General features: G+C 68.1%; 13 protein-coding genes. 1 reads left to right on the top strand and 12 read right to left on the bottom strand.

Annotation, left to right across the window (positions count from 1 at the left end):
- Nucleotides 1–7: 7 nt before the first annotated feature.
- The 8 genes from gyrA to FHQ07_RS01515 all read right to left on the bottom strand — a co-directional run bounded on the left by gyrA (nt 8) and on the right by FHQ07_RS01515 (nt 13,806).
- A complete protein-coding gene (gene gyrA / locus FHQ07_RS01480) occupies nt 8–2,599 on the bottom strand; it encodes a DNA gyrase subunit A (RefSeq protein ID WP_139715014.1) in 2,592 nt (863 codons plus the stop codon).
- Nucleotides 2,600–2,870: 271 nt separating this feature from the next.
- Nucleotides 2,871–3,929 carry an S-methyl-5-thioribose-1-phosphate isomerase gene (mtnA, locus tag FHQ07_RS01485; protein WP_168191431.1) on the bottom strand — a complete coding sequence of 353 codons (1,059 nt, stop codon included), beginning with the start codon at nt 3,927–3,929 and terminating at the stop codon, nt 2,871–2,873.
- A 79-nt stretch (nt 3,930–4,008) separates the two neighbouring features.
- Nucleotides 4,009–4,779, bottom strand: a complete 771-nt coding sequence (locus FHQ07_RS01490; RefSeq protein WP_139715016.1) for a DUF3011 domain-containing protein — start codon at nt 4,777–4,779, stop codon at nt 4,009–4,011.
- 139 nt (nt 4,780–4,918) lie between these two features.
- Entirely contained in the window at nt 4,919–5,884 is a 966-nt protein-coding gene (gene epmA, locus FHQ07_RS01495; RefSeq protein ID WP_139717818.1) for an EF-P lysine aminoacylase EpmA, read from the bottom strand.
- 56 nt (nt 5,885–5,940) lie between these two features.
- Nucleotides 5,941–8,280, bottom strand: coding sequence for an NAD-dependent DNA ligase LigA (gene ligA, locus FHQ07_RS01500; protein ID WP_139715017.1), 2,340 nt, complete (start codon nt 8,278–8,280; stop codon nt 5,941–5,943).
- Nucleotides 8,281–8,338: 58 nt separating this feature from the next.
- On the bottom strand, nt 8,339–9,055 hold the full coding sequence (gene zipA / locus FHQ07_RS01505; RefSeq protein ID WP_139715018.1) for a cell division protein ZipA: 717 nt from the start codon (nt 9,053–9,055) through the stop codon (nt 8,339–8,341).
- Between the two features lie 21 nt (nt 9,056–9,076).
- Complete coding sequence (smc, locus tag FHQ07_RS01510; protein ID WP_139715019.1) at nt 9,077–12,580, bottom strand: chromosome segregation protein SMC; 3,504 nt, start codon at nt 12,578–12,580, stop codon at nt 9,077–9,079.
- Nucleotides 12,581–12,717: 137 nt separating this feature from the next.
- A complete protein-coding gene (locus tag FHQ07_RS01515; RefSeq protein ID WP_139715020.1) occupies nt 12,718–13,806 on the bottom strand; it encodes an ABC transporter ATP-binding protein in 1,089 nt (362 codons plus the stop codon).
- Between the two features lie 123 nt (nt 13,807–13,929).
- On the opposite strand from FHQ07_RS01515, the gene FHQ07_RS01520 reads away from it, so the two are divergent.
- The gene (locus FHQ07_RS01520; RefSeq protein WP_139715021.1) at nt 13,930–15,303 is read left to right on the top strand and encodes a GH1 family beta-glucosidase; all 1,374 of its coding nucleotides are present in this window, start codon (nt 13,930–13,932) and stop codon (nt 15,301–15,303) included.
- Between the two features lie 69 nt (nt 15,304–15,372).
- On the opposite strand, the gene FHQ07_RS01525 is transcribed toward FHQ07_RS01520, so the two are convergent.
- Genes FHQ07_RS01525 through FHQ07_RS01540 form a run of 4 tightly spaced genes read right to left on the bottom strand, consistent with a single transcriptional unit; the run spans nt 15,373 to nt 21,390 of the window.
- Complete coding sequence (locus tag FHQ07_RS01525) at nt 15,373–18,426, bottom strand: discoidin domain-containing protein (RefSeq protein ID WP_425476932.1); 3,054 nt, start codon at nt 18,424–18,426, stop codon at nt 15,373–15,375.
- The gene (locus FHQ07_RS01530; RefSeq protein WP_139715022.1) at nt 18,423–19,247 is read right to left on the bottom strand and encodes a carbohydrate ABC transporter permease; all 825 of its coding nucleotides are present in this window, start codon (nt 19,245–19,247) and stop codon (nt 18,423–18,425) included. Before FHQ07_RS01530 ends, FHQ07_RS01525 begins: the two co-directional genes overlap by 4 nt.
- Nucleotides 19,247–20,125, bottom strand: a complete 879-nt coding sequence (locus FHQ07_RS01535; RefSeq protein ID WP_139715023.1) for a carbohydrate ABC transporter permease — start codon at nt 20,123–20,125, stop codon at nt 19,247–19,249. Before FHQ07_RS01535 ends, FHQ07_RS01530 begins: the two co-directional genes overlap by 1 nt.
- On the bottom strand, nt 20,122–21,390 hold the full coding sequence (locus FHQ07_RS01540; protein WP_139715024.1) for a sugar ABC transporter substrate-binding protein: 1,269 nt from the start codon (nt 21,388–21,390) through the stop codon (nt 20,122–20,124). Before FHQ07_RS01540 ends, FHQ07_RS01535 begins: the two co-directional genes overlap by 4 nt.
- Between the last annotated feature and the right edge of the window lies 1 nt (nt 21,391).

Below are 21,391 nucleotides of genomic sequence, written 5' to 3' on the forward strand. Positions count from 1 at the left end.
TTTGCCGTCAGGCCGGCGGCGGCGCGGCTTGGATGGCGTCGACGGAATCGGCGCCGGCCTCGCCATCCCCGTCCAGCGAGGCGTCGAGACGCTCGATCGCCTGCAGGGTTTCATCGGCGGCCAGGCGCATCAGGGTCACGCCCTGGGTATTGCGCCCGACCTGGGCGATGTCCGCCGCCGGGGTGCGCACCAGGGTGCCGCCGTCGGAGATCAGCAGCACGTCGTGGTGGTCGGACAGCTGGATCGCGCCGACCAGCTGGCCGTTGCGTTCCGTGGTCTTCAGCGCGATCACGCCCTGGGTGCCGCGGCCCTTCTTCGGGAACTCGGCCACGCCGGTGCGCTTGCCGAAGCCGCGTTCGCTGGCGGTGAGGATGTCGCCCTCGCCATCGATCACGATCAGGCTGCGCACGGCTTCGCCCTCGGCCAGCTTCATGCCGCGCACGCCGGTGGCGGTGCGGCCCATCGCACGCACGCTGCCTTCGTCGAAGCGCACCGCCTTGCCGTTGCTGGCGAACAGCATGATGTCGCATTCGCCGTCGGTCAGCGCCGCGCCGACCAGCGCATCGCCCTCGTCCAGGTTGATCGCGATCTTGCCGCGCGCCAAGCGATAGGCGAATTCGGTCAGCGCGGTCTTCTTCACCGTGCCGTTGCCGGTGGCGAAGAACACGTACTTGCCGTCCGCGTACTCGCGCACCGGCAGCACCGCCTGCACCTTCTCGCCCTCGGTCAGCGGGATCCAGTTGATGATCGGGCGGCCGCGCGCGTTCGGGCCGGCATCCGGCAACTGGTGCACCGGCAGCCAGAACACGCGGCCGGCGCTGGTGAAGGTCAACAGGGTGTCGTGGGTGTTCACCAGCCACAACTGGTCGATGAAATCCTCGTCCTTGGTCGAAGCCGCGTTGCGGCCCTTGCCGCCGCGCTTCTGCGCGCGATAGGCGGTGGCCGGCTGGCGCTTGGCGTAACCGGCGTGCGACAGCGTCACCACCACGTCCTCCGGCGCGATCAGGTCGAGGATGTCGAGGTCTTCTTCCGAGGCGCGGATCTCGCTGCGGCGCGCATCGCCGAATTCCGCCTTGACGTTGCGCAGCTCGTCGCGGATCACGTCGAGCAGCACGTCCGGTTCCTCGAGGATGCGGATCAGGCCGCGGATTTCCTCCAGCAGCGCCTTGTATTCCTCGGTCAGCTTGTCCTGCTCCAGCCCGGTCAGGCGGTGCAGGCGCATTTCCAGGATCTGCTGGGCCTGGGTTTCGGTGAGCTGGTAGCGGCCGTCGATCAGGCCCACGCCCTGCGGCAGGTCTTCCGGACGCGAGGCATCGGCACCCGACGCCGCCAGCAGCGCGCCGACCAGCCCGGCTTCCCAGGTGCGCGCCAGCATGCGTTCGCGCGCCTCGTTCGGGTTCGCCGAGGTCTTGATCAGTTCGATCATCTCGTCGATGTTGGCCAGCGCGACGGTCAGGCCTTCCAGGATGTGCGCGCGGTTGCGCGCCTTGCGCAGTTCGAAGATGGTCCTGCGCGTCACCACCTCGCGGCGGTGGCGGACGAAGGCCTCGAGGATCTCCTTCAGGTTCAGCAGCTTCGGGCGGCCATCGACCAGCGCCACCATGTTGATGCCGAACACCGACTCCATCTGGGTCTGCGCGTAGAGGTTGTTGAGCACGACCTCGGCGGATTCGCCGCGCTTGACCTCGATGTAGATGCGCATGCCGTCCTTGTCGGACTCGTCGCGCAGCTCGCTGATGCCCTCGAGCTTCTTTTCCTTGACCAGCTCGGCGATCTTCTCGATCAGCCGCGCCTTGTTGACCTGGTACGGGATCTCGGTGACCGCGATCGCCTCGCGGCCGTTGTCGGCCACTTCGATCTCGGCGCGCGCGCGCATGCGCACGCGGCCGCGGCCGGTGCGGTAGGCGAGGTGGATGCCGCCAACGCCGTTGATGATGCCGGCGGTGGGGAAATCCGGGCCGGGGATGTGTTCCATCAGGCCGTCGATGTCGATCGACGGATCGTCGATCAGCGCCAGCAGCGCGTTCACCACCTCGCCCATGTTGTGCGGCGGGATGTTGGTGGCCATGCCCACCGCGATGCCGGCCGAACCGTTCACCAGCAGGTTCGGGAACCGGGTCGGCATGACCGTCGGCTCCAGTTCCTTCTCGTCGTAGTTCGGCTGGAAATCGACGGTTTCCTTGTCGATGTCGGCCATCAGCTCATGGGTGAGGCGCGACATGCGCGCTTCGGTGTAACGCATCGCCGCGGCGGAGTCGCCATCGACCGAACCGAAGTTGCCCTGCCCGTCCACCAGCAGGTAGCGCAGCGAGAACGGCTGCGCCATGCGCACCAGGGTGTCGTACACCGACTGGTCGCCGTGCGGGTGGTACTTGCCGATCACGTCGCCGACGATGCGCGCGGACTTGTAGTACGGCTTGTTGCTGTGCGCGCCCAGCTCGTTCATCGCGTACAGCACGCGCCGGTGCACCGGCTTCAGGCCATCGCGGACATCCGGTAGCGCGCGCCCCACGATCACGCTCATCGCGTAATCGAGGTAGCTGCGGCGCATCTCGTCTTCCAGGTTGACGGGGATGATTTCCTTGGCGAGGTCTGCCATCAGGTGTCCATGTCGATGCGGCGTGTTTTTCGAGAATTCGATGCCCGCGAACGGCCTGCGCGAGGCTCATCGCGGCGGGCATTTCGAAGGGGTTCCAGCAACGTGAAATCGTAGCATTTCCGGCGCGTTTCCGCACCGCCGATTCAGACGAGGAAACAAGCACTTAGGCGCTGTTTTTCGCGCCCATCGAACCGGCCATCGCAGGCATTCGCCATGCGCCCGGGAATGTCGCTGCGCGAACGCCCGTGATGGCCGCCTGCGCGATCCGGGGTCAGCCCGGGAACGCCGCCCGCATGCGCGCCGCATCGGGGCGCTCGACCACGCCCTTTTCGGTCACGATGGCATCGATCAGCGCGTGCGGAGTGACGTCGAACACCGGGTTCCAGGCGTGCACGCCTTCGGCCACCGTGCGTTCGCCGCGGAACGCGAGCAGCTCGGCGGCATCGCGTTCCTCGATCTCGATCAGGTCGCCGCTGGCCGTGTCCATGTCCACCGTGGACGACGGCGCCACCACCATGAACTTCAGCCCGTGGTGCTTGGCCGCGATGGCGAGCTGGTAGGTGCCGATCTTGTTGGCGGTGTCGCCGTTGGCGCAGATGCGGTCGGCGCCGACCACCACCCACTGCACCTGCCCCGACTGCATCAGGTGCGAGGCGGCGGCGTCGGCGATCAGGGTGGCGTCGATGCCGTCCTGCTGCAGCTCCCACACGGTCAGGCGCGCGCCCTGGTTCCACGGGCGGGTCTCGCCGGCGAACACGCGGGCGATGCGTTCCGCCGCCACGCCGGCGCGGATCACGCCCAGCGCGGTGCCGAAGCCGGCGGTGGCCAGCGAACCGGTATTGCAATGGGTCAGCACGCCGCTGCCGGGGGCGATCAGGTTCGCACCCAAGGCGCCCATATGGCGATTGGCGGCCAGGTCTTCGGTTTCGATGGCGCGCGCCTCGCGTTCGATGCGCTCGCGCCAGTCGGGGCCGGCGTCGGCCAACGCGCGGCGCATGCGCGCCAGCGCCCAGGCCAGGTTCACCGCGGTCGGGCGCGCGGCATTGAGCCGCTGCATCGCCGGCTCCAGCTTGCGCGCGGCTTCGGCACCGTCGAGCGCATCGATCGTCCGCGCCGCCAGTACCACGCCCCAGGCCGCGGCGATGCCGATCGCCGGTGCGCCGCGCACGGTCAGCGCATGGATCGCCGCGGCGACCTCGTCGCTGCTGCGGCAGGCCACGTATTCCACCGCGAACGGCAGGTTGCGCTGGTCCAGCAATTGCAGCGCATCGCCGGTCCAGCGGATCGGGCGGACATGGTCGTAACGGTCGAAATCGAGGCGGGTATCCATGCCGGCATTATCGACCATCGCATGTCCCGCAGACGAAACCGGCGCCACTCGGGCGCCGGTCGTCGTTCGCTGCGGGTGCTCAGTACGTGCGGAATTCCGCGCGGCAGCCATCCGACACCCAGATGCCGTTGCGCCCATAGCCCCAGGTACGGCCCTGGATGCAGGCCGAACGCGACAGCTGGCGCACCAGCTGCACGCCGGCGCGGGTATTGGCGGCGCATTCGCGGGTGCGGCCGTCGTTCGATTCGCAGCGGAAGGTCTGCCCGCCATAGCCGTAACCGGAATTGTTCCAGCCGCCGCCGTAGCCGCCACCGTAGCCACGGCTCATCGTGAATTCGCCGCGGCAACCCTGCGAAACCCATACGCCGCCGCGGTCGGAACCCCAGGTGCGGCCCTCGATGCAGGCCGTGCGCGACAGCTGGCGCGACAACTGCACGCGCCCGCGGCCATCGATCGAGCAACGCCGGGTGCGGCCGTCGTTGGACTCGCAGCGGACGGTCGAACCGTAGCCGTTGCCGTAGCCCTGGTTGCCGTAGTAGCCGTCGTTGTAGCCACCGTCGTAACCGCCGTAGCCGGTCACCCTGAAATCGGCGCGGCAACCGTCGGAGACCCAGATCCCGTCGCGGGCATAGCCCCAAGTGCGGCCCTCGATGCAGGCGGTCCGGGAATGCTGGCGTTCCAGCACCACCCGGCCGCCGCCGGTCTGGCATTCGCGGGTACGGCCATCGTTGGATTCGCAGCGGATGACATCGCCGCCATAGCCATAGTCGTTGCCGTAATACTGGGCAGCGGCTGGCGCTGCGGCGGACGTGGCAAGCACGGCGAAAGCAGTGGCAATGAAGGCACGCATGATCTTGGCTCCTCTCCCTCGGCCCGCAATGGGCCGACCTCGTGCCGATACTCTAGGCCCGGAGCATTAACGCAAGGAAAAAATCGGCAGCCTCGCGCCAATACGGATACCACGCATTCAGGAAACGGCGAAGCGCGGTTCAGGCGCGGGCGAAATCGAAGGCGAGCACGTCAGCGATGCGTGGCGTGCCGAGCATCGCCATCAGCAGCCGGTCGATCCCCAGGGCCACCCCGGCACAGGCCGGCATCCCCGCCGCCAACGCGGCCAGCAGGCGGGTATCCGTCGGCGGCACGCTGTCGTTCCTGCCGCGGCGCACATCGCCGTCGCGCGCGAAACGCGCGCCCTGTTCCGCTGCATCCAGCAACTCGTGGTAGCCGTTGGCCAATTCGATGGGGCCGAGATACAGCTCGAAACGTTCGGCGACGGCATGTCCATCGCCATCGTCGCGCAGCTTGGCCAAGGCGCATTGCGAGGCCGGATAGTCGATGATCGCCAGCAACTCGTCGGGCGAAAACGCCGGCTGCAGGCGATGGGTCATCAGCAGGTCGAGCCAGTCGTCGCGGACCAGGCCGGCGGGATCGATCTGGATGTCGCCGAGTGCGGCGCGCAGCTCATCGTTGCCGGCGGTGAACGGGTCGATGCCCAACCCATCGCGATACAGGTCGCGATAGCGCAGCACGCGCACAGCGTCATCGCGGCCGACCAGCGACAGCGCCGCGCGCACCAGTTCCGCGGTTTCGTCGATCAGCTGGAGATGGTCCCAGCCGACCCGGTACCACTCCAGCATGGTGAATTCCGGGTTGTGGCGACCGCCGGCCTCGCCGTCGCGGAACACCCGGCCAAGTTCGTAGCAATCGCCGGCGCCGGCCGCGAGCAGGCGCTTCAGCGCGAACTCCGGCGAGGTGCGCAGCCAGCGCGTGCGCGGCGCACCATCGGTGCGGCCGGAGAATTCCAGCGAGAACGAGGCGATGTTGGGATCGGTATTGCCGGCCAATGACATGACCGGCGTTTCCACTTCTAGCACGTCGCGGGCGTGGAAGAACTCGCGGACCAGGCGGTTGACCCAGGCGCGCAGGCGGATCGCATCGCGCGATGCGGACGGCATCCACGTCGCATCCGGATCGATGTCGTCGCGCCATCCCGTGCCGGGCTTGAACCGCGTCATGCGTGTTCGGCCAGGAACGCAAGCAGTGCGGCTTCGTCCCAGATCTCGATGCCGAGTTCCTGCGCCTTCGCCAATTTGCTGCCGGCGGCTTCGCCGGCGACCACCAGCGACGTCTTCTTCGACACGCTGCCGGCAACCTTCGCGCCGAGCGCTTCCAGTTTCGCACCGGCCTCGTCGCGGCTCATCGCCGCCAGCCCGCCGGTCAGCACCACGGTCTTGCCGTCCAGCGGGCCCGCGGCCTGTTCGCTGCGCTCGGGCAAGCGCGCGCGCAGTTCCGTCTGCGCCTGCGCGCAGCGCAACAGCAGGCCGGCATTGGCCTCGTTCTCCAGCCAGGCGACCACGGCACTGGCACTGTCGGCCGGCAGGCCAGCCGTCATCAGGTTGTGTGCGGGCGCATCGAGCAAGGCTCGCGCATCGGCGAAGGTGGCGCCGAGCTGCGCGGCGCGCACCGGGGTGACTTTGGGGATTTCAAGATCGGCCAGTAGCGTGGCGAAATCCAACGCTTCGCCGAGCTTCGGATTCGGCGCATGCGTGTCGCCGATGCGCACGCCGCGTTCCAGCAAGCGGTCGATGACCTGCTGGTTGCCCGGCTGGTCGAGGAAGTGCCCGAGCGAGCGCGCCACCTCGCCGCCGATGTCGGGCACCCGCTTGAACAACGGCCACGGCAGGCGGCGGATCAGCGCGAGGTCGCCGATCCACTGCGCCAACGCCTTGGCCGTGCTTTCGCCGACATGCTCGATGCCGAGCGCGTACAGGAAGCGCGCCAGCGTGGTGTCGCGGCTGGCGTCGATCGCGGCGATCAGGTTGTCCGCCCACTTGGTCGCCACCTTGCCGGCTTTCACCGTCTCCGGGGTGGAGCCGTCGCGCTCGTCCGCGCGGCGCTTCATTTCCAGCAAATCGTCGAGGCCGAGGCCGTACAGGTCGGACACGTCGCGCAGGTAGCCGAACTCGGCCAGCGATTCGATGTAGCGCTCGCCCAGCCCGTCGATGTCCATCGCGCGCCGCGAGGCGAAATGGAACACCGATTGCACCAGCTGCGCCGGGCAGCTCAATTCGCCCGAGCAGCGCCACACCGCCGCGCCTTCCTCGCGCACGACTTCCGACCCGCAGACCGGGCACGTCGTCGGCATCGACCACGGCTGCGTGCCCGGCGGGCGCTGTTCCAGCACCACCTGCACCACTTCCGGGATCACGTCGCCGGCGCGGCGCACGATCACCGTGTCGCCCGCGCGCACGTCGAGCCGGGCCACGTGGTCGGCGTTGTGCAGGGTGGCGCGGGTGACGGTGACGCCGCCCACGTGCACCGGCCGCATCAGCGCCCACGGCGTGACCGCGCCGGTGCGGCCGACGTTGACCTCGATGGATTCCAGCACCGTGGCCTGTTCCTGCGCCGGGAACTTGTGGGCGATGGCCCAGCGCGGCGCGCGCGAGACGAAACCCATCTCGCGCTGGCCGGCGATGTCGTCCAGCTTGTAGACCACGCCGTCGATGTCGAAGGCCAGGCCGTCGCGGGCTACGCCGATGCGGTGGTAATACTCCAGCAAGCCGTCCAGTCCGTGCACGACGGTGGCCAGGTCGCTCACCGGAAAGCCCCAGTCGCGCAACTTCGCGAGCGTGGCCGAATGCGTGGCCGGCAGCGCCCCGCCCTCCACCTGGCCGATGCCGTAGGCGAAGAAGCTCAGCGGCCGTTGCGCGGTCTGTTGCGCGTCGATCTGCCGCAGCGAACCGGCGGCGCCGTTGCGCGGATTCGCCAGCACCTTGCCGCCGTGCAGGCGTGCGTGTTCGTTCCAGCGTTCGAAGTCGGCGCGCGCCATGTAAACCTCGCCGCGCACTTCGAGCACGCGTGGCCAGCCCTCGCCCGCGAGCCGCTGCGGAATCACCTTGATCGTGCGCAGGTTGGCGGTGACGTCCTCGCCGGTGGCGCCGTCGCCACGCGTCGCGCCCTGCACGAACACGCCTTGTTCGTAGCGCAGGCTGATCGCCAGGCCATCGAGCTTGGGCTCGGCGGAAAACGCCAGGTCCTCGCGATCCAGCCGTTCGCGGATGCGGCGGACGAAGTCGGCCACTTCCTCATCGCTGAAGGCATTGCCCAGCGACAGCATCGGCACTGCATGTTCGACCGCGGCGAAGCGGCCGGACGGCGCCGCGCCGACCTTGCGCGTGGGCGAATCGGCCGCGGCCAGTTGCGGGTGCGCGCGTTCCAGCGCTTCCAGTTCGCGCACCAATGCGTCGTATTGCGCATCGGTGAGGTCCGGATCGTCCAGCTCGTGGTAGCGCCGGTTGGCGTCCTCGATGCGTCGGCGGAGATCGGCGATGCGGGCGGCGATGTCGGTCATGGCCGCGATTGTCGCCTGCTCCGCCCTTCGCCCCAACCCCTCCGCGAGGGGAACGGGATTACCAACGCGTCGGCTTGCTCAGCGGCGGCGCCGCATGCTGGCGGTCGTAGGCGCGCAGTTCGTCGCGGATGTGCTGGATGCGCTGGCGGCCGAGCGCGTTGCGCTCCTCGTCCAGCACCACGCCGTCCAGCAGGTCGGCCATGCGCTGCGCCGCAGGCTCCATCGTTTCCCATGCGTCCAGCGCGGCGACCGGCGCCGGCAGGGTCAGGAAGAAGGCGATCGCCGGGGTTTCGATCTCGGCGATCCGCGACATCTCGAAACTGCCGGGCTTGATGATGTTGGCGACGCTGAAGATCGGCCCGAGTTCGGGCTTGCCGTCGACCAGGCGGTGGAACACGTCCATGTGGCCGAAGGTCAGGCCGGCCTTTTCCGCCGCAACCACGATGTCCTGCCCGCGCAGCTTGTTGCCGGCCTTGGCGGCGACGTACAGCGAGACGATGCGGTCGAACTGGTCGGAGACGCGCTTGCCGAGTTCGCTTTGCGCCGGGCTGCCGTCGAGTTCGAGTTCTTCCTGCTGCGCGGGCGCTTCGCCCCAGCTGCCCGCCAGCTGCTCGCCCAACGAAGGTTCCACCCGCCCGTCGGCGCCGACCGATGGCTCGCGCTGCACGCGGCGGCCTTGCCCGGACTTGCGGCCGCGGCCGAAGAAGATGATCGCGCCGAACAGCAGCGACAGCGCCACCGCGATCCCGATCCGCAACAGCATGGTGTCCGACATCAGACCGCCTCCTTGGTTCGTTTATGCGGCGCCGGCCAGGCGCGCGGCCTCGGCCAGGTCGACCGAGACCAGGCGCGACACGCCCGGTTCGCGCATGGTCACGCCGGACAGCTGCTGCGCGGCTTCCATGGTCGCCTTGTTGTGGGTCACGAACAGGAACTGTACCTGCTCGCTCATCTCGCTGACCATCGCGGTGAAGCGGCCGACGTTGGCTTCGTCCAGCGGCGCGTCCACTTCGTCCAGCAGGCAGAACGGCGCGGGATTGAGGCGGAAGATCGCGAACACCAGCGCCACCGCCGTCATCGCCTTCTCGCCGCCGGACAGCAACGAGATGTTGGACACGCGCTTGCCGGGCGGGCGCGCCAGGATCGTCACCCCGGTATCGAGCAGGTCATCGCCGGTGAGTTCGAGATACGCATGGCCGCCGCCGAACAGGCGCGGATACAGCTCCTGCACGCCGGCATTGACCCGGTCGAAGGTGTCCTTGAAGCGGCCGCGGGTTTCCTTGTCGATCTTGCGAATCGCCTCTTCCAGCGTTTCCAGCGCGGAGGTGAGGTCGGCGTCCTGTGCGTCCAGGTATTCCTTGCGCTGCGCGGCTTCGGCATGTTCCGCGATCGCCGCGAGGTTGACCGGCTCCAGGCGCCGCAATTTCGCGTCGAAATCGGCCACCGCGCGTTCCCACGCCGAGGCATCGGCGTCCTCGGCCAGCGTATTGATGACATCGTCCATCGCGAAGCCGGCCTCGGCGACGGCGGACGAGAACTGCTCCGCCTTCAGCGCCAGCGCCTGCTGGTCCAGCTTGCGCTGGCCGATGGCCTCGCGCTGCTGCAGCGACTGCGCATCGCGTTGCTGGCGTACCTGTTCGTAGGTGCGCAGCTCGTTGTCGACGCCTTCCAGCGCGGAGCGCGCCGCGGCCAGTTCGCGCTCGGTGCGCACGCGCTCGCTCAAGGCGAGCTGGCGTTCGTCTTCCAGCGCCTTGACCGGTGCGTCGCCGTCGGCGAGCTGCGCGGCCAGGTCGCCCAGGCGCGTGTCCAGCTGCCCGCGCTGCCCGCCCATGCGGTCCAGCGCCTGCGCCAGCGCGACGATCTGTGCGCGCTGCGACTCCACCGTCAGCGCCAGCGCATGCGCGGTATCGCGCGACTCGCGGGCGATGTTGCGGGCATTGTCGCGGGCTTCGGTGAGGCTGCGGCGCTCGCTGTCCAGCGCCTGCCGTTCGGTTTCGAGGTCGCCCATCGCGGCGATCGCATCCTCCACCCGTTGCCGCGCCTCGCGTGCCTGGTCCTGCCCGCTTTCCAGGGTGGCCGCGAGTTGGGACAGGTCGGCGTCGATGCGTTCGATGCGGTTGCGGGCGGAGTCCAGCTTGCCTTGCTGGCTCTGCAGTTGGCCGGCCAGTTCCGAGACGCCGCGATGCGCGAGGTACAGCGCACGCTGCGCGTCCTCGCGCTGCTGCTCTGCCGCCAGCATCTGGTCGCGCAGCCTGCTCAGGCCGCTTTCCAGTTCGCGTTCGCGCGCCACGTGCGCGTCGATGTCGGCGCGCAGCGACTGGATTTCCTTTTCGCGCAACAACGCGCCCTGCTTGGCCGCGCCCGAGCGCGCCACCCGCACCCAGCCTTCGCCGAGGCGTTCGCCGGCGCGGGTGATCACCGATTCGCCATCGCCCAAGCGCGCCTGCAGGCTGCGCGCATCGGCCAGCGAATCGGCGGCGTGCAGGCGCGCCAGCAGGCGACGGATCGCGCGCGGGCCCTGCACCTTCGATGCCAGCGAGGTCGCGGCGTACTGCTCGTCGCCCGCCTCGGCCGAGACCAGCGCCAAGCGGCCTTCGCCGAGTTCGCCCAGCGCATCGACCAGTTGTTCCGGCGCATCCACGATGACGGCTTCGATCAACTGACCCAGCGCGGCTTCCACCGCGTTTTCCCAACCGGCTTCGACGCTGATGCGCTCGCCGACGCGGGCGGCGCTGTCCAGGCCCTGCGCCTGCAACCACTGCGTGGCCGCGCCCTGCTCCTGCCCGAGCGCCGCGTGCTGCAGGGTTTCCAGCGAAGACAGGCGACCACGCGCGGCCTGCGCCTGCTTGCGCAGTTCGGCGAGTTCGGACTGCTGGCCGCGCTGCTGTTCCTGCAGCGACGCCAGCGACTGCTTGCGGCGTTCGACTTCGTCGCCGAGCGTGTCCAACGAGGTCTTCTGTTCTTCGTGCTGGAGTTGCAGGGCTTCGAAGGCGTCGGCCAGCGCGACCACGTCCAGCGCGGCGCGTTCGAGCGTCAGCTGTTCGCGACGACGGTCGGCATCGAGGATCTGCCGGTCCAGGTGTTCGATGCGGGTGCGTTCGACGTCGCCGGCGCGCGCGGCTTCGGCCGAGGCCTTGCTGTGCGCATCCCAGCGTTGCTGCCAGTCGGCCAGTCGGGTCTCGGCATCGCGCCACGCGTTCTGGCGTGCGCCATCCTCGGCCTGGAGCTGTTCGAGCTTCGGTTCGGCCTCGGCCACCGATGCGCGCAGCACGTCGAGCTTCTGCTGGTCGCCGCTGATGTGCGTGCCGAGTTCGGCCAGCGCGCTCTGCGCTTCCTCGCGGGCGCGCTGCAGGCGGGCGGACAGTTCCTGCTGGTGGGCGATCTGCTGCTCGACCCGGGCCAGTGTGCTGCCGACCTGGTAGACCGCGGCCTGCGCGGCGTTGAGCGCGTCGCTGGCGGTTTCGCGGCGGACGCGGCCGGTTTCCAGTTCGCGCTCGGCTTCGCGCTGCTCGGCGATCAGCTGCTCGAGGCGGGTTTCCTCGCTGGCCAGCTTCTCGCGCAGGCGCTGCAATTTGCCGTCGAGCGCGCGGAATTCCAGCGCCTTCCATTCGGCATCCTTGATGCGCCGCTCGGCCTGGATCGCGGTGTACTGCTCGGCCTGCTTGGCCTGCCGCGCGAGGTGCTGCAGCTGCTTGCCGACTTCCTCGCGCAGGTCGTTGAGGCGGTCCAGGTTCTCGCGGGTGTGGCGGATGCGGGTCTCGGTTTCCTTGCGGCGCTCCTTGTACTTGGAGATGCCGGCGGCTTCCTCCAGGTAGACGCGCAGCTCTTCCGGCTTGGCGTCGATGACCTGCGAGATCATGCCCTGCTCGATGATCGAGTAGCTGCGCGGGCCGAGGCCGGTGCCGAGGAACAGATCGGTGATGTCGCGGCGGCGGCACTTGCCGCCGTTGAGGTAGTACGCGCTCTGGCCGTCGCGGCTGACCGTGCGCTTGACCGAGATCTCGTTGAAGGCCGCGTATTCGCCGGTGATCGCGTGGTCGCTGTTGTCGAACACCAGCTCCACCATCGCCTGGCTGACCGGCTTGCGCGCCGAGCTGCCGGAGAAGATCACGTCGGTCAGCGAATCGCCGCGCAGGCGGCTGGCGGCGGATTCGCCCATCACCCAGCGGATGGCGTCGATGATGTTGGACTTGCCGCAGCCGTTCGGACCGACCACGCCGGTCATGTTGGTCGGCAGGTGCAGGGTGGTCGGATCGACGAAGGACTTGAAGCCGGACAGCTTGATGGTGGACAGACGCATGCGTGTTGCAACCCCGCGGCCCGCGCGCCATGCACGTGCCGCATCACAGGAATCAGATTAATTTAGTCCTCTAGATTATTGATTAATATAGAGGAAGATGGACGGAATACACCGCCCGACAGGCGAGTATAGCCGGGCTAGGCGGCCAATCGCTGGCCGCTGGCGGGATCGAAGAAATGCAGTCGATCCGCACGCAGGGCCAACGGCAGGGCATCGCCTTCGCGGGGGATCTGCTCCGGTGGCAGGCGCGCGACCAAGGGGGTCTCGCCCAGACGCAAGTTGACGAAGACTTCGCTGCCGACGGGCTCCACCGTTTCCACCCGCGGCGACATCGCTGCGGCGCCTGCCACGACCGGCAACAAATGTTCGGGGCGGATGCCCAGCGCGATGTCGCGGTCCAGCCACCCATCGGGAACCGAGGCCCCGTCCAGGCGCAGCTGCCCGCCCTCGCCCGCCTCCAGCAGCAAGCCGTCGCGGCGCTGCAGGCGGCCATGCACCACGTTCATCGCCGGGCTGCCGAGGAAGGTGGCGACGAACAGGTTGGCCGGGCGTTCGTACAGGGCCATCGGCGTGTCGACCTGCTGGATCCTGCCGTCCTTCAGCACCACGATCCGCTGGCCCAGGGTCATCGCCTCGATCTGGTCGTGGGTGACGTAGACCATGGTGGTGCCGAGGCGCGCGTGCAGGCGGGCGATCTCGGCGCGCATGCCGGCGCGCAGCTTGGCATCGAGGTTGGACAGCGGTTCGTCGAGCAGGAAGACCTGCGGCTGCCGCACCATCGCCCGGCCCAGCGCGACGCGCTGGCGCTGCCCGCCCGACAGTTGCGCAGGCTTGCGCTCCAGCAGGCTGCCGAGTTCCAGCACATCCGCCGCCTCGCGCACGCGGCGCGCGATCTCGTCCCTGGCCATGCCGCGCAGTTCCAGCGCGAAGCCGAGGTTGCGCGCCACGCTCATGTGCGGATACAGCGCATAGCTCTGGAACACCATCGCGATGTCGCGTTCCTTCGGCGGCAGCTCGTTCACCACCCGGCCGCCGATGCGCAGTTCGCCGGAGGTGATCGGCTCGAGGCCGGCGATCATCCGCAACAGGGTCGACTTGCCGCAGCCGGAGGGCCCGACCAGCACCAGCCGCTCGCCATCGGCGATGCTGAAGCTGGCCTCCTCGATGGCGACATGCCCGCCCTGCGGATAGACCTTGCGCACCCGATCCAGCACCACTTCGGCCATTCGCCTGCTCCTGCCGCTTGCGGAGATCGGGGACGGATGCAAACCGGCCACGACCCAGTTATTCTGCCCATGTAACCGTTTTCATGACCCGCCGGCAAGTCCCGGTCCAGGAGCCCAGCAGCGATGACCGCGCCCAACTTCCCCGAAGGCTTCCTGTGGGGTGCCGCCACCGCGGCGCACCAGATCGAGGGTTCGCCGCTGGCCGACGGCGCCGGGCCGAGCATCTGGACCCGTTTCGCGCACACGCCGGGGATGATGCTCAACGGCGATACCGGCGACGTCGCCTGCGACCACTACCACCGCTGGAAGGAGGACGTGGCGCTGATGAAGCAGCTGGGCCTGAAGGCCTATCGCTTCAGCGTGTCGTGGTCGCGGATCCTGCCGGAGGGCACCGGTCGGGTGAACCAGGCCGGCATCGACTTCTATTCGAACCTGGTCGACGAATTGCTGGCCAACGGCATCGAGCCCCTGCTCACGCTGTACCACTGGGACCTGCCGGCGGCGCTGGACGACCGCGGCGGTTGGCTCAACCCCGAGATCGCCGACTGGTTCGCCGACTACGCCCGCGTGCTGTATCGCGCGCTCGACGGCCGGGTGAAGAAGTGGGTCACGCTCAACGAACCGTGGGTGGTCACCGACGGCGGCTACCTGCACGGCGTGCTGGCGCCCGGCCATCGCAGCAAGTACGAAGCGCCGATCGCCTCGCACAACCTGATGCGCGCGCACGGCGCGGCGGTGAAGGCGTATCGCGAGATCGGCAAGCACGAGATCGGCCTGGTGGTGAACATCGAGCCGAAGTACCCGGCTACGGAATCGACCGAAGACGCCGCCGCGGTGCGCCGCGCGCATGCGTACATGAATGAGCAGTACCTGCACCCCGCCCTGCTCGGCCACTACCCGCCGGAGCTGAAGGACATCTTCGGCGATGCCTGGCCGGAGTGGCCGGCTGCGGACTACGACCTGATCAGGCAGAAACTCGATTTCGTCGGCATCAACTACTACACCCGCAGCGTCACCAAGGCCGCGGAGAGTTACCCGCTCAACACGGGCGTCGTGCGGCAACCGCTGGGCACCTATACCGAGACCGGCTGGGAAGTGTTCCCGCAGGGCCTCACCGACCTGCTGCTGTGGTTCAAGAACACCTACGGCGACCTGCCGCTGTACATCACCGAGAACGGCGCGGCGTTCTTCGATCCGCCGGCGGCGATGGTCGATGACGACGGCAACCGCCGGATCAAGGATCCGCTGCGCATGGATTACCTGCGCAAGCACCTCAGCGCGATCCACGATGCGATCCGGCAAGGCGTGGACGTGCGCGGCTACATGCTGTGGTCGCTGCTCGACAACCTGGAATGGTCGCTGGGCTATTCCAAGCGCTTCGGCATGATCCACGTGAACTACGTGACCCAGCAGCGCACGCCCAAGGACAGCGCGCTGTGGTATTCGAAGGTGATCGCCAGCAATGGCGCGTCGCTGGCGGACCCGCTGCCGTACTGAGCCGATCCACTTCGTCGCAAACGAACAGGCCGCGCATTGCGCGGCCTTCTGTTGCACGCCGAAGGTGTTTCAACGTGGCAGGCGGATCTCGATGCGTGCGGGCAAGGTCGTGATGCGCAGCTCGCCATCGTGCAACGGCATCGCGCGACCGGCGCTGCTCGCGTTGCCCGTCGCCCAAGGTTTCGGCAGCGACAGCGCCAACCCACCCTTCGGCAAACGCAGGCCGGCCGGCGCATCGAACCGCAGCACATCGCCTTCCGCCTTCAAGGTGTAGGCCAGCGCGCCCTGCGGCGTGCGCAATCCCTCGATGGCGACACCTTCTCCCTGCAACCAATCCGCGGGGATGCCGGTGGCGACCACCAATGCATCGTCGGACTCGCGGGTGTAGGCGAACATGTCGAGCACCGAGCGCACGTAATCCGACTCCACCCAGGCATGCGGCAGGTCGCCGAGGAAGAACGGCGTGCGCGGCGTGCGCGAGACCACTTCCGCCCACTGGTTCCAGGCCGGCGGCTGGCGGTCCTTGAAGAAGAACGCCAGCGCCTCGTGCGCACGTTCGCGCCAGCCGAGGCGGACGAAGCTGCCGACCGTGCGCAGCTCGTAGGGCGTGTAGTCCTTCCACTCGCGGGTGCCGTCGCGGCGCTGCACGAATTCGCGCCAGTAGCGCTCGAAGGTGTTGTGTAGCAGGCCCTGCGGCAGCGCGTCCTGTTCGCCGCCCGGCGCCAGCATGATGGTGGTCGAAGTCGCATCGAAATCGCCGAGCTCGGCCGCACCGGGGATGAAGTCGATGCCTTTCTGCTTCGTCGCGATGTCGATGGAGGCGTACAGATCGGCGCGAAATTGATCGCGCGATGCGGCGAAGCGCTTCGCATCGTCCGCCTTGCCCAGCCACTGCGCGATCTCGACCGCATCCTTGTAGCCGCGCAGCGCCCAGAAATCGTCCCAGTACGAATGCATCGGCTTGGCCGAATAGCCTTCGTGGCTGATCGAGGCCGGCATCAGGCCGTAGAACGCCGGGTTGTTCGCGCGGTTTTCTTCGGTGCGCTCGCTCAGGCGCAATTCGTCCATGTACTTCACCGCGCCGGCGACATGCGGCCACATCGCTTCCAGCAAGGCGCGGTCGCGGGTGTAGCGGTACTGCTCGGCGATGGCGTAGATCAGCTCGCCCTGGCTGTCGTTTTCCGGTACCGGGTCGCTGCCGCGATCATCCACGCAGCAGGGCACCTTGCCGCTGGGGAACTGGTAGGGCGCGTACCAGCGCAGGAAGTCCTCGGCCACGTCCTCGCGGCCCATGCGCAGCAGGCCTTCGTTGATCATGGCGCCGTCGCGGATCCATGCGCGTGCATACGAACGCGTGCCCGGCTGCAGGCGCGGGCCGGTGCGGCTGACCAGCATGTGGGCAAGCGACGTGCGCAAGGTGTCGACCACGCGCTGGACTTGCGGCGGCACCTTGATGCGGACGCGGTCGAGTTTGTCGCGCCAGGTCGCCGCCACGGCGCGTTGCCGATCTTCGGCCCTTGATGCATCGAGCGGTGCCGTGCCCGACAGCTTTGATGTCCAGGCGACATCGAAGGATTCGCCCGGCGCGAGCTTGACCGTGTATTCCAGCGCTGCGCTGGCCAGCTTGTCCGGATCGCGTACCCACGGCGGCGAATGCCACGATGGTGCCACCAGCGGCGTTTCCCGCGAGGTAAAGGTGCTGACCTGGATGTGCGCGGCATCCCGCGAGAACAGGATGCGGCGCCCGTCCGCGTCGATCGCATTCGCCATCGCCGTGACGGCTTCGATGGGACTGACGCCCCCCGTCGTGTTGAGAAACTGGCCGGGCGGGTTCACCTGCAGCGGACGCAATGCCAGCTGCAGCGTGTATTCCATCGGCGCGCGCGTCGTATTGGTCAGCCGATAGCGCCCGACGAGGTTCGAATCCGCAGGCTCGCCATCGGCGAACGCGGTGATATCCAAACGGAAATCCCGATGCGTCCAATGCACCGACGGAATCGGCAGGTAGCCATCCTGCAGCGATTGCGCCGCCTGCACATCGGCCCAGCCGACCCGCTTGCCGCCGACCAGCACGAAAGGCTCGATGCTTGGCGCCCCCTTGGCCAGCTCGATCGCGCCGTCCTCGCCGATCAGGCCCTGCTCGGTGCCACCGTCGATGCCGACGATGGTCCAGTACGGCTGCTCGCCGGAAAAGCCGCGCGGGAACGTGCCGCGCGGCGCGCGCGCAGCAATGGCCTTGATGAAGTCATTGGTTGTCGCGGAGAACGCCAGCGGCTGCACCGCGATGCCGAGCAACTTCGCCGATGTCGCATCAATCGGCCGCACCCGCAACCAGCGCGCTTCCGCATCCGGCATGGCGATCATGTCCTCGCCGCCATTGCTGCCGCGCACTTCGCGTAGCGTTCGCCACGAACGACCATCGTCGGACAGCTCGATGGCGTAGTCGGCCACCGGCTTGCGGTCGCTCCAGCGCAGGATGGCGCCGCCGAATTCGCGCACGCGGCCAAGGTCGTACGTCCATGTATCGCCACTGCGGGACAGCACGCCGGTCAACGGCGAACCGTCATCGAGCGGCAATTCGCGAAACGAAAGCTCATCGATGCACGCGCTGCCCTTGCCACCGCCCTTGCCCGCGCTGATCGTCAGCTCGAAGCTCTCGGTCGCGCGCAGCGTGCGGTCCGCGATTGGCCCCCAGGCGAAATCGATCTGCCGCTGCTTCAATTTCGATGCGGTCCAACGCGAAGGCAGCACCGTATTCGGCTGGTTGCGCCACCACACGTTGTCGCCGCTGGCGTCGGCGAGCTTGATCTCCAGGTTGTTGGCCGGGCCTTCGCCACGCAGGTAGTAGCGGAATTCGTAGTTGCCGGGATAGCGCATCGGCAACGCGCGCCGCGCCACCGCGTAGCCGGATACGCCGTTGAAGTCGTAGTCCAGGCACAACGCCTTGCCCTTGGCGCCATCGACCTGGCGCAGCGAAGCGCTGACGCTGTCCGAGGCGGTCGCCTTCCACGCGGAAATGTCCTCGAAGCCGTCGAGCAGCCGGGCGTCCTGCGCCTGTGCAGTCCCGGCTGCGGCGAGCGCCAAGCCGATGCAAACGACATCCAATGCGCGGCGGAATTTCACCCCTTCACGCTCCCGGCCAGCAAGCCGTCGAGGTAGTGGCGCTGCAATGCGAGGAACAGCACCAGCACCGGCAGCGTGGTCACCACCGAGCCCGCCATCATCAGTTCGTTGTCCTGCACGTGTTCGCGACTGAGCGCGGCCAGCGCCACCGGCAGCGTGTACAGGTCCTGGTCGGCCAGCACGATCAGCGGCCACATGAAATCGTTCCAGCTGCCGAGGAACACGAACAGCGCCAGGGTGATCAGGATCGGCTTGAGCACCGGCAGGATGATCCGGCGCAGGATCATGCCCTCGCCCGCGCCATCGACGCGCGCGGCTTCGATCATCTCGTTCGGGATGCCCAGGCAGAACTGGCGGACCATGAAGATGCCGAAGATCCCGGCCAGCCACGGCACCAGCGCGCCGGCATAGCTGTTGACCAGCCCCATCGCCTTGAGTTCGAGGAACAGCGGCAGCATGCCGATCTGGCCGGGCATCACCAGCGCGGCGACCAGCGCCTGGAAGATCGCGTCGCGGCCGCGGAAGCGCAGCTTGGCGAAGGCGTAGCCCGCCGGTACCACGAACAGCAACGCCAGCATTGTCGCCAGCACGGAGACCAGCAGGCTGTTGAACGCATAGCGACCGATCCCGTAGTCCTGGAACAGCGTGCGGTAGTTGTCCAGCGTGGGGTGCTCCGGCCACAGCGGCGGCGGGAATTGCGCGGCCGCGCCGGGCTGCATCAGGCTCACCGCCAGCATCCACAGCAGCGGCATCAGCACCAGCAGCGCCACCAGCGCCGCGAACGCGGTGAAGGCGTACGCACCGAGTTCATGCCGGCGCATCACAGTGCACCGCTCCGGCGCGCCACGCGCAGCTGCAGCAGGGTCACCGCCAGGATGCACAGGAACAGGATGAAGGCCACCGCCGCGCCGGAACCGAGGTTCCACCACTTGAAGCCTTCCTCGTACATGAAATACAGCACGGTGACGGTGGACTGCTCGGGCCCGCCCTGGGTCATCACGTAGGGCTCGGCGAACAGCTGGAACATGCCGGCCACGGTCAGGATCGAGACCAGCAAGACGGTCGGCGCGATCGCCGGCAGCACCACGTGGCGCAGGCGCGTCCACCAGCCGGCGCCGTCCACCTTCGCCGCGTCCAGCAGGTCGCCGGACACCGATTGCAGCGCGGCGAGGAAGATCACCATGTTGTAGCCGAAGGTCTTCCAGGTGACGAACAGCAGGATCGCCGGCAGCGATGTGCTCGGATTGCCAAGCCAGTCGACCGGCTCGATGCCGAGCTTGCCGAGGCCGTAGTTGATCAGTCCGTAACGCGTATGCAACAGGTAGTTCCACACCACCGCGGTCGCCACCAGCGTGGTCACGAACGGCGCGAACAGCGCGACGCGCCACACCGGCCGCCACTTCAACATGCGCGAGTTGACCAGCAGGGCCGCGGCCAGCGACACCGCGACGATCATCGGCACGCCGAACGCCACGAACCACAGGGTGTTGCCCATCGCCTTCCAGAACAGCGGCTTCTGCAGCAGCGCGACATAGTTGCCGAAGCCGACGAAGCGCAGGTTGGCGCGGTCGGCCAGCGCGTAGATGTCGAAGTCGGTGAAGCTCAACACCAGCGAGGCCAGCGCGGGAATGGCGAAGAACAGGCCGATCGCCAGCAACGCCGGTCCGGCGAACACCCAGCCTGCGGTGCGTTCCTTCATGGCGCCGCCTTGCGTTGGCTGAGCATCCAGCGGCGCTTGGCGAGGATCGCATCAGTGCGGCGATCGAGTTCCGCCGCCGCCTGATCGACCGTCAATCGCCCGGCCACCATCTGTTCGGCGACGATGCGCATCTCCTGCGCGATCCGCTCCCACTCCGGCACCTTCGGCGCCGGCACCGCGCGTTCCAGCTGGTCGCGGAAGGCCTCGGCGTTCGCGTCCGCGGCCAGTGCCGGATCGCGCCAGGCGGAACGCCGCGGCGGCAGGTCGCCGACCAGCCGATGCAATTCAAGTTGTTGCCGCGGTTCCGACAACCACGCCACCAGCGCCCAGGCCGCGTCCTTGTGCCGCGAGCTGCGGAACAGCACGAAGCTGGTGCCACCGATGATCGAAGCCCCTGGCCCGTCCGGCCCCGGCAATGCCATCGTGCCCCAGGCATCGCGCAGCTCGGCGGGCAGGCGCTTGCGGAATTCGGCGATATTCCACGGGCCGCTGATGTAGTAACTGAACATCCCGCGCCCGAATTCGTTCCAGACGTTGGAGATGCGGGTGTTGTCGACGCGCGGCGCCAGCCCGGCATCGAACAATGATTTGTAGAACGCCAGCGTGCGGCGGAAACTTGCGCTGCGGAAGTTGCCGTAGCGGCCGCCATCGCGGAGCAAGGGTTCGCCCTGTTGCACCGCCAGGTTGAGCAGCGGCTCGAACTCGTTGGTGGGCAGCAGGATGCCGAATTCGCTGCCGCCGCTCTCCTGCACGGCGCGCATCGCGTCGCGCCATGCGTTCCAGTCGCGTGGCGGACTCATGACCCCCGCCTTCGCCAGCAGGTCGCGGCGGTAATACGGCAGGCGCGTTTCGATGTACCACGGCACGGCGTAGGTGCGGCCGTCGATCACGCCGCTGTCCCACGCGCCCGGGAAATAGTCTTCGCGCGTCAACCCCGGCGTTGCGGCGATGCGCGGATCGAGCGGTTCCAGCGCATCCAGCGCGGCGAACTCGGCGATCCAGGTATTGCCGATCGGCACCACGTCCGGCAAGGCATCGCCGGCGAACGCGGTCAGCAGCTTCTCGTGCGCGGCGGTCCACGGCAGTTGTTGCAGGCGCACCTCGATGTGCGGGTGCGTGCGCTCGAAGCGCGGCAGCATGCGCGCCACGATCTCGCCTTCCTGCCCCATCGCCCACAATTGCACGACCTGCCTGTCGCCGGCGTCGTCGCGCGCGCAACCCGCAAGACAGGCCAGCAGCAATCCGGTGGCGATGCGCCAACGCATC

This window comes from Thermomonas aquatica, from assembly GCF_006337105.1.
GTDB lineage: Bacteria > Pseudomonadota > Gammaproteobacteria > Xanthomonadales > Xanthomonadaceae > Thermomonas > Thermomonas aquatica.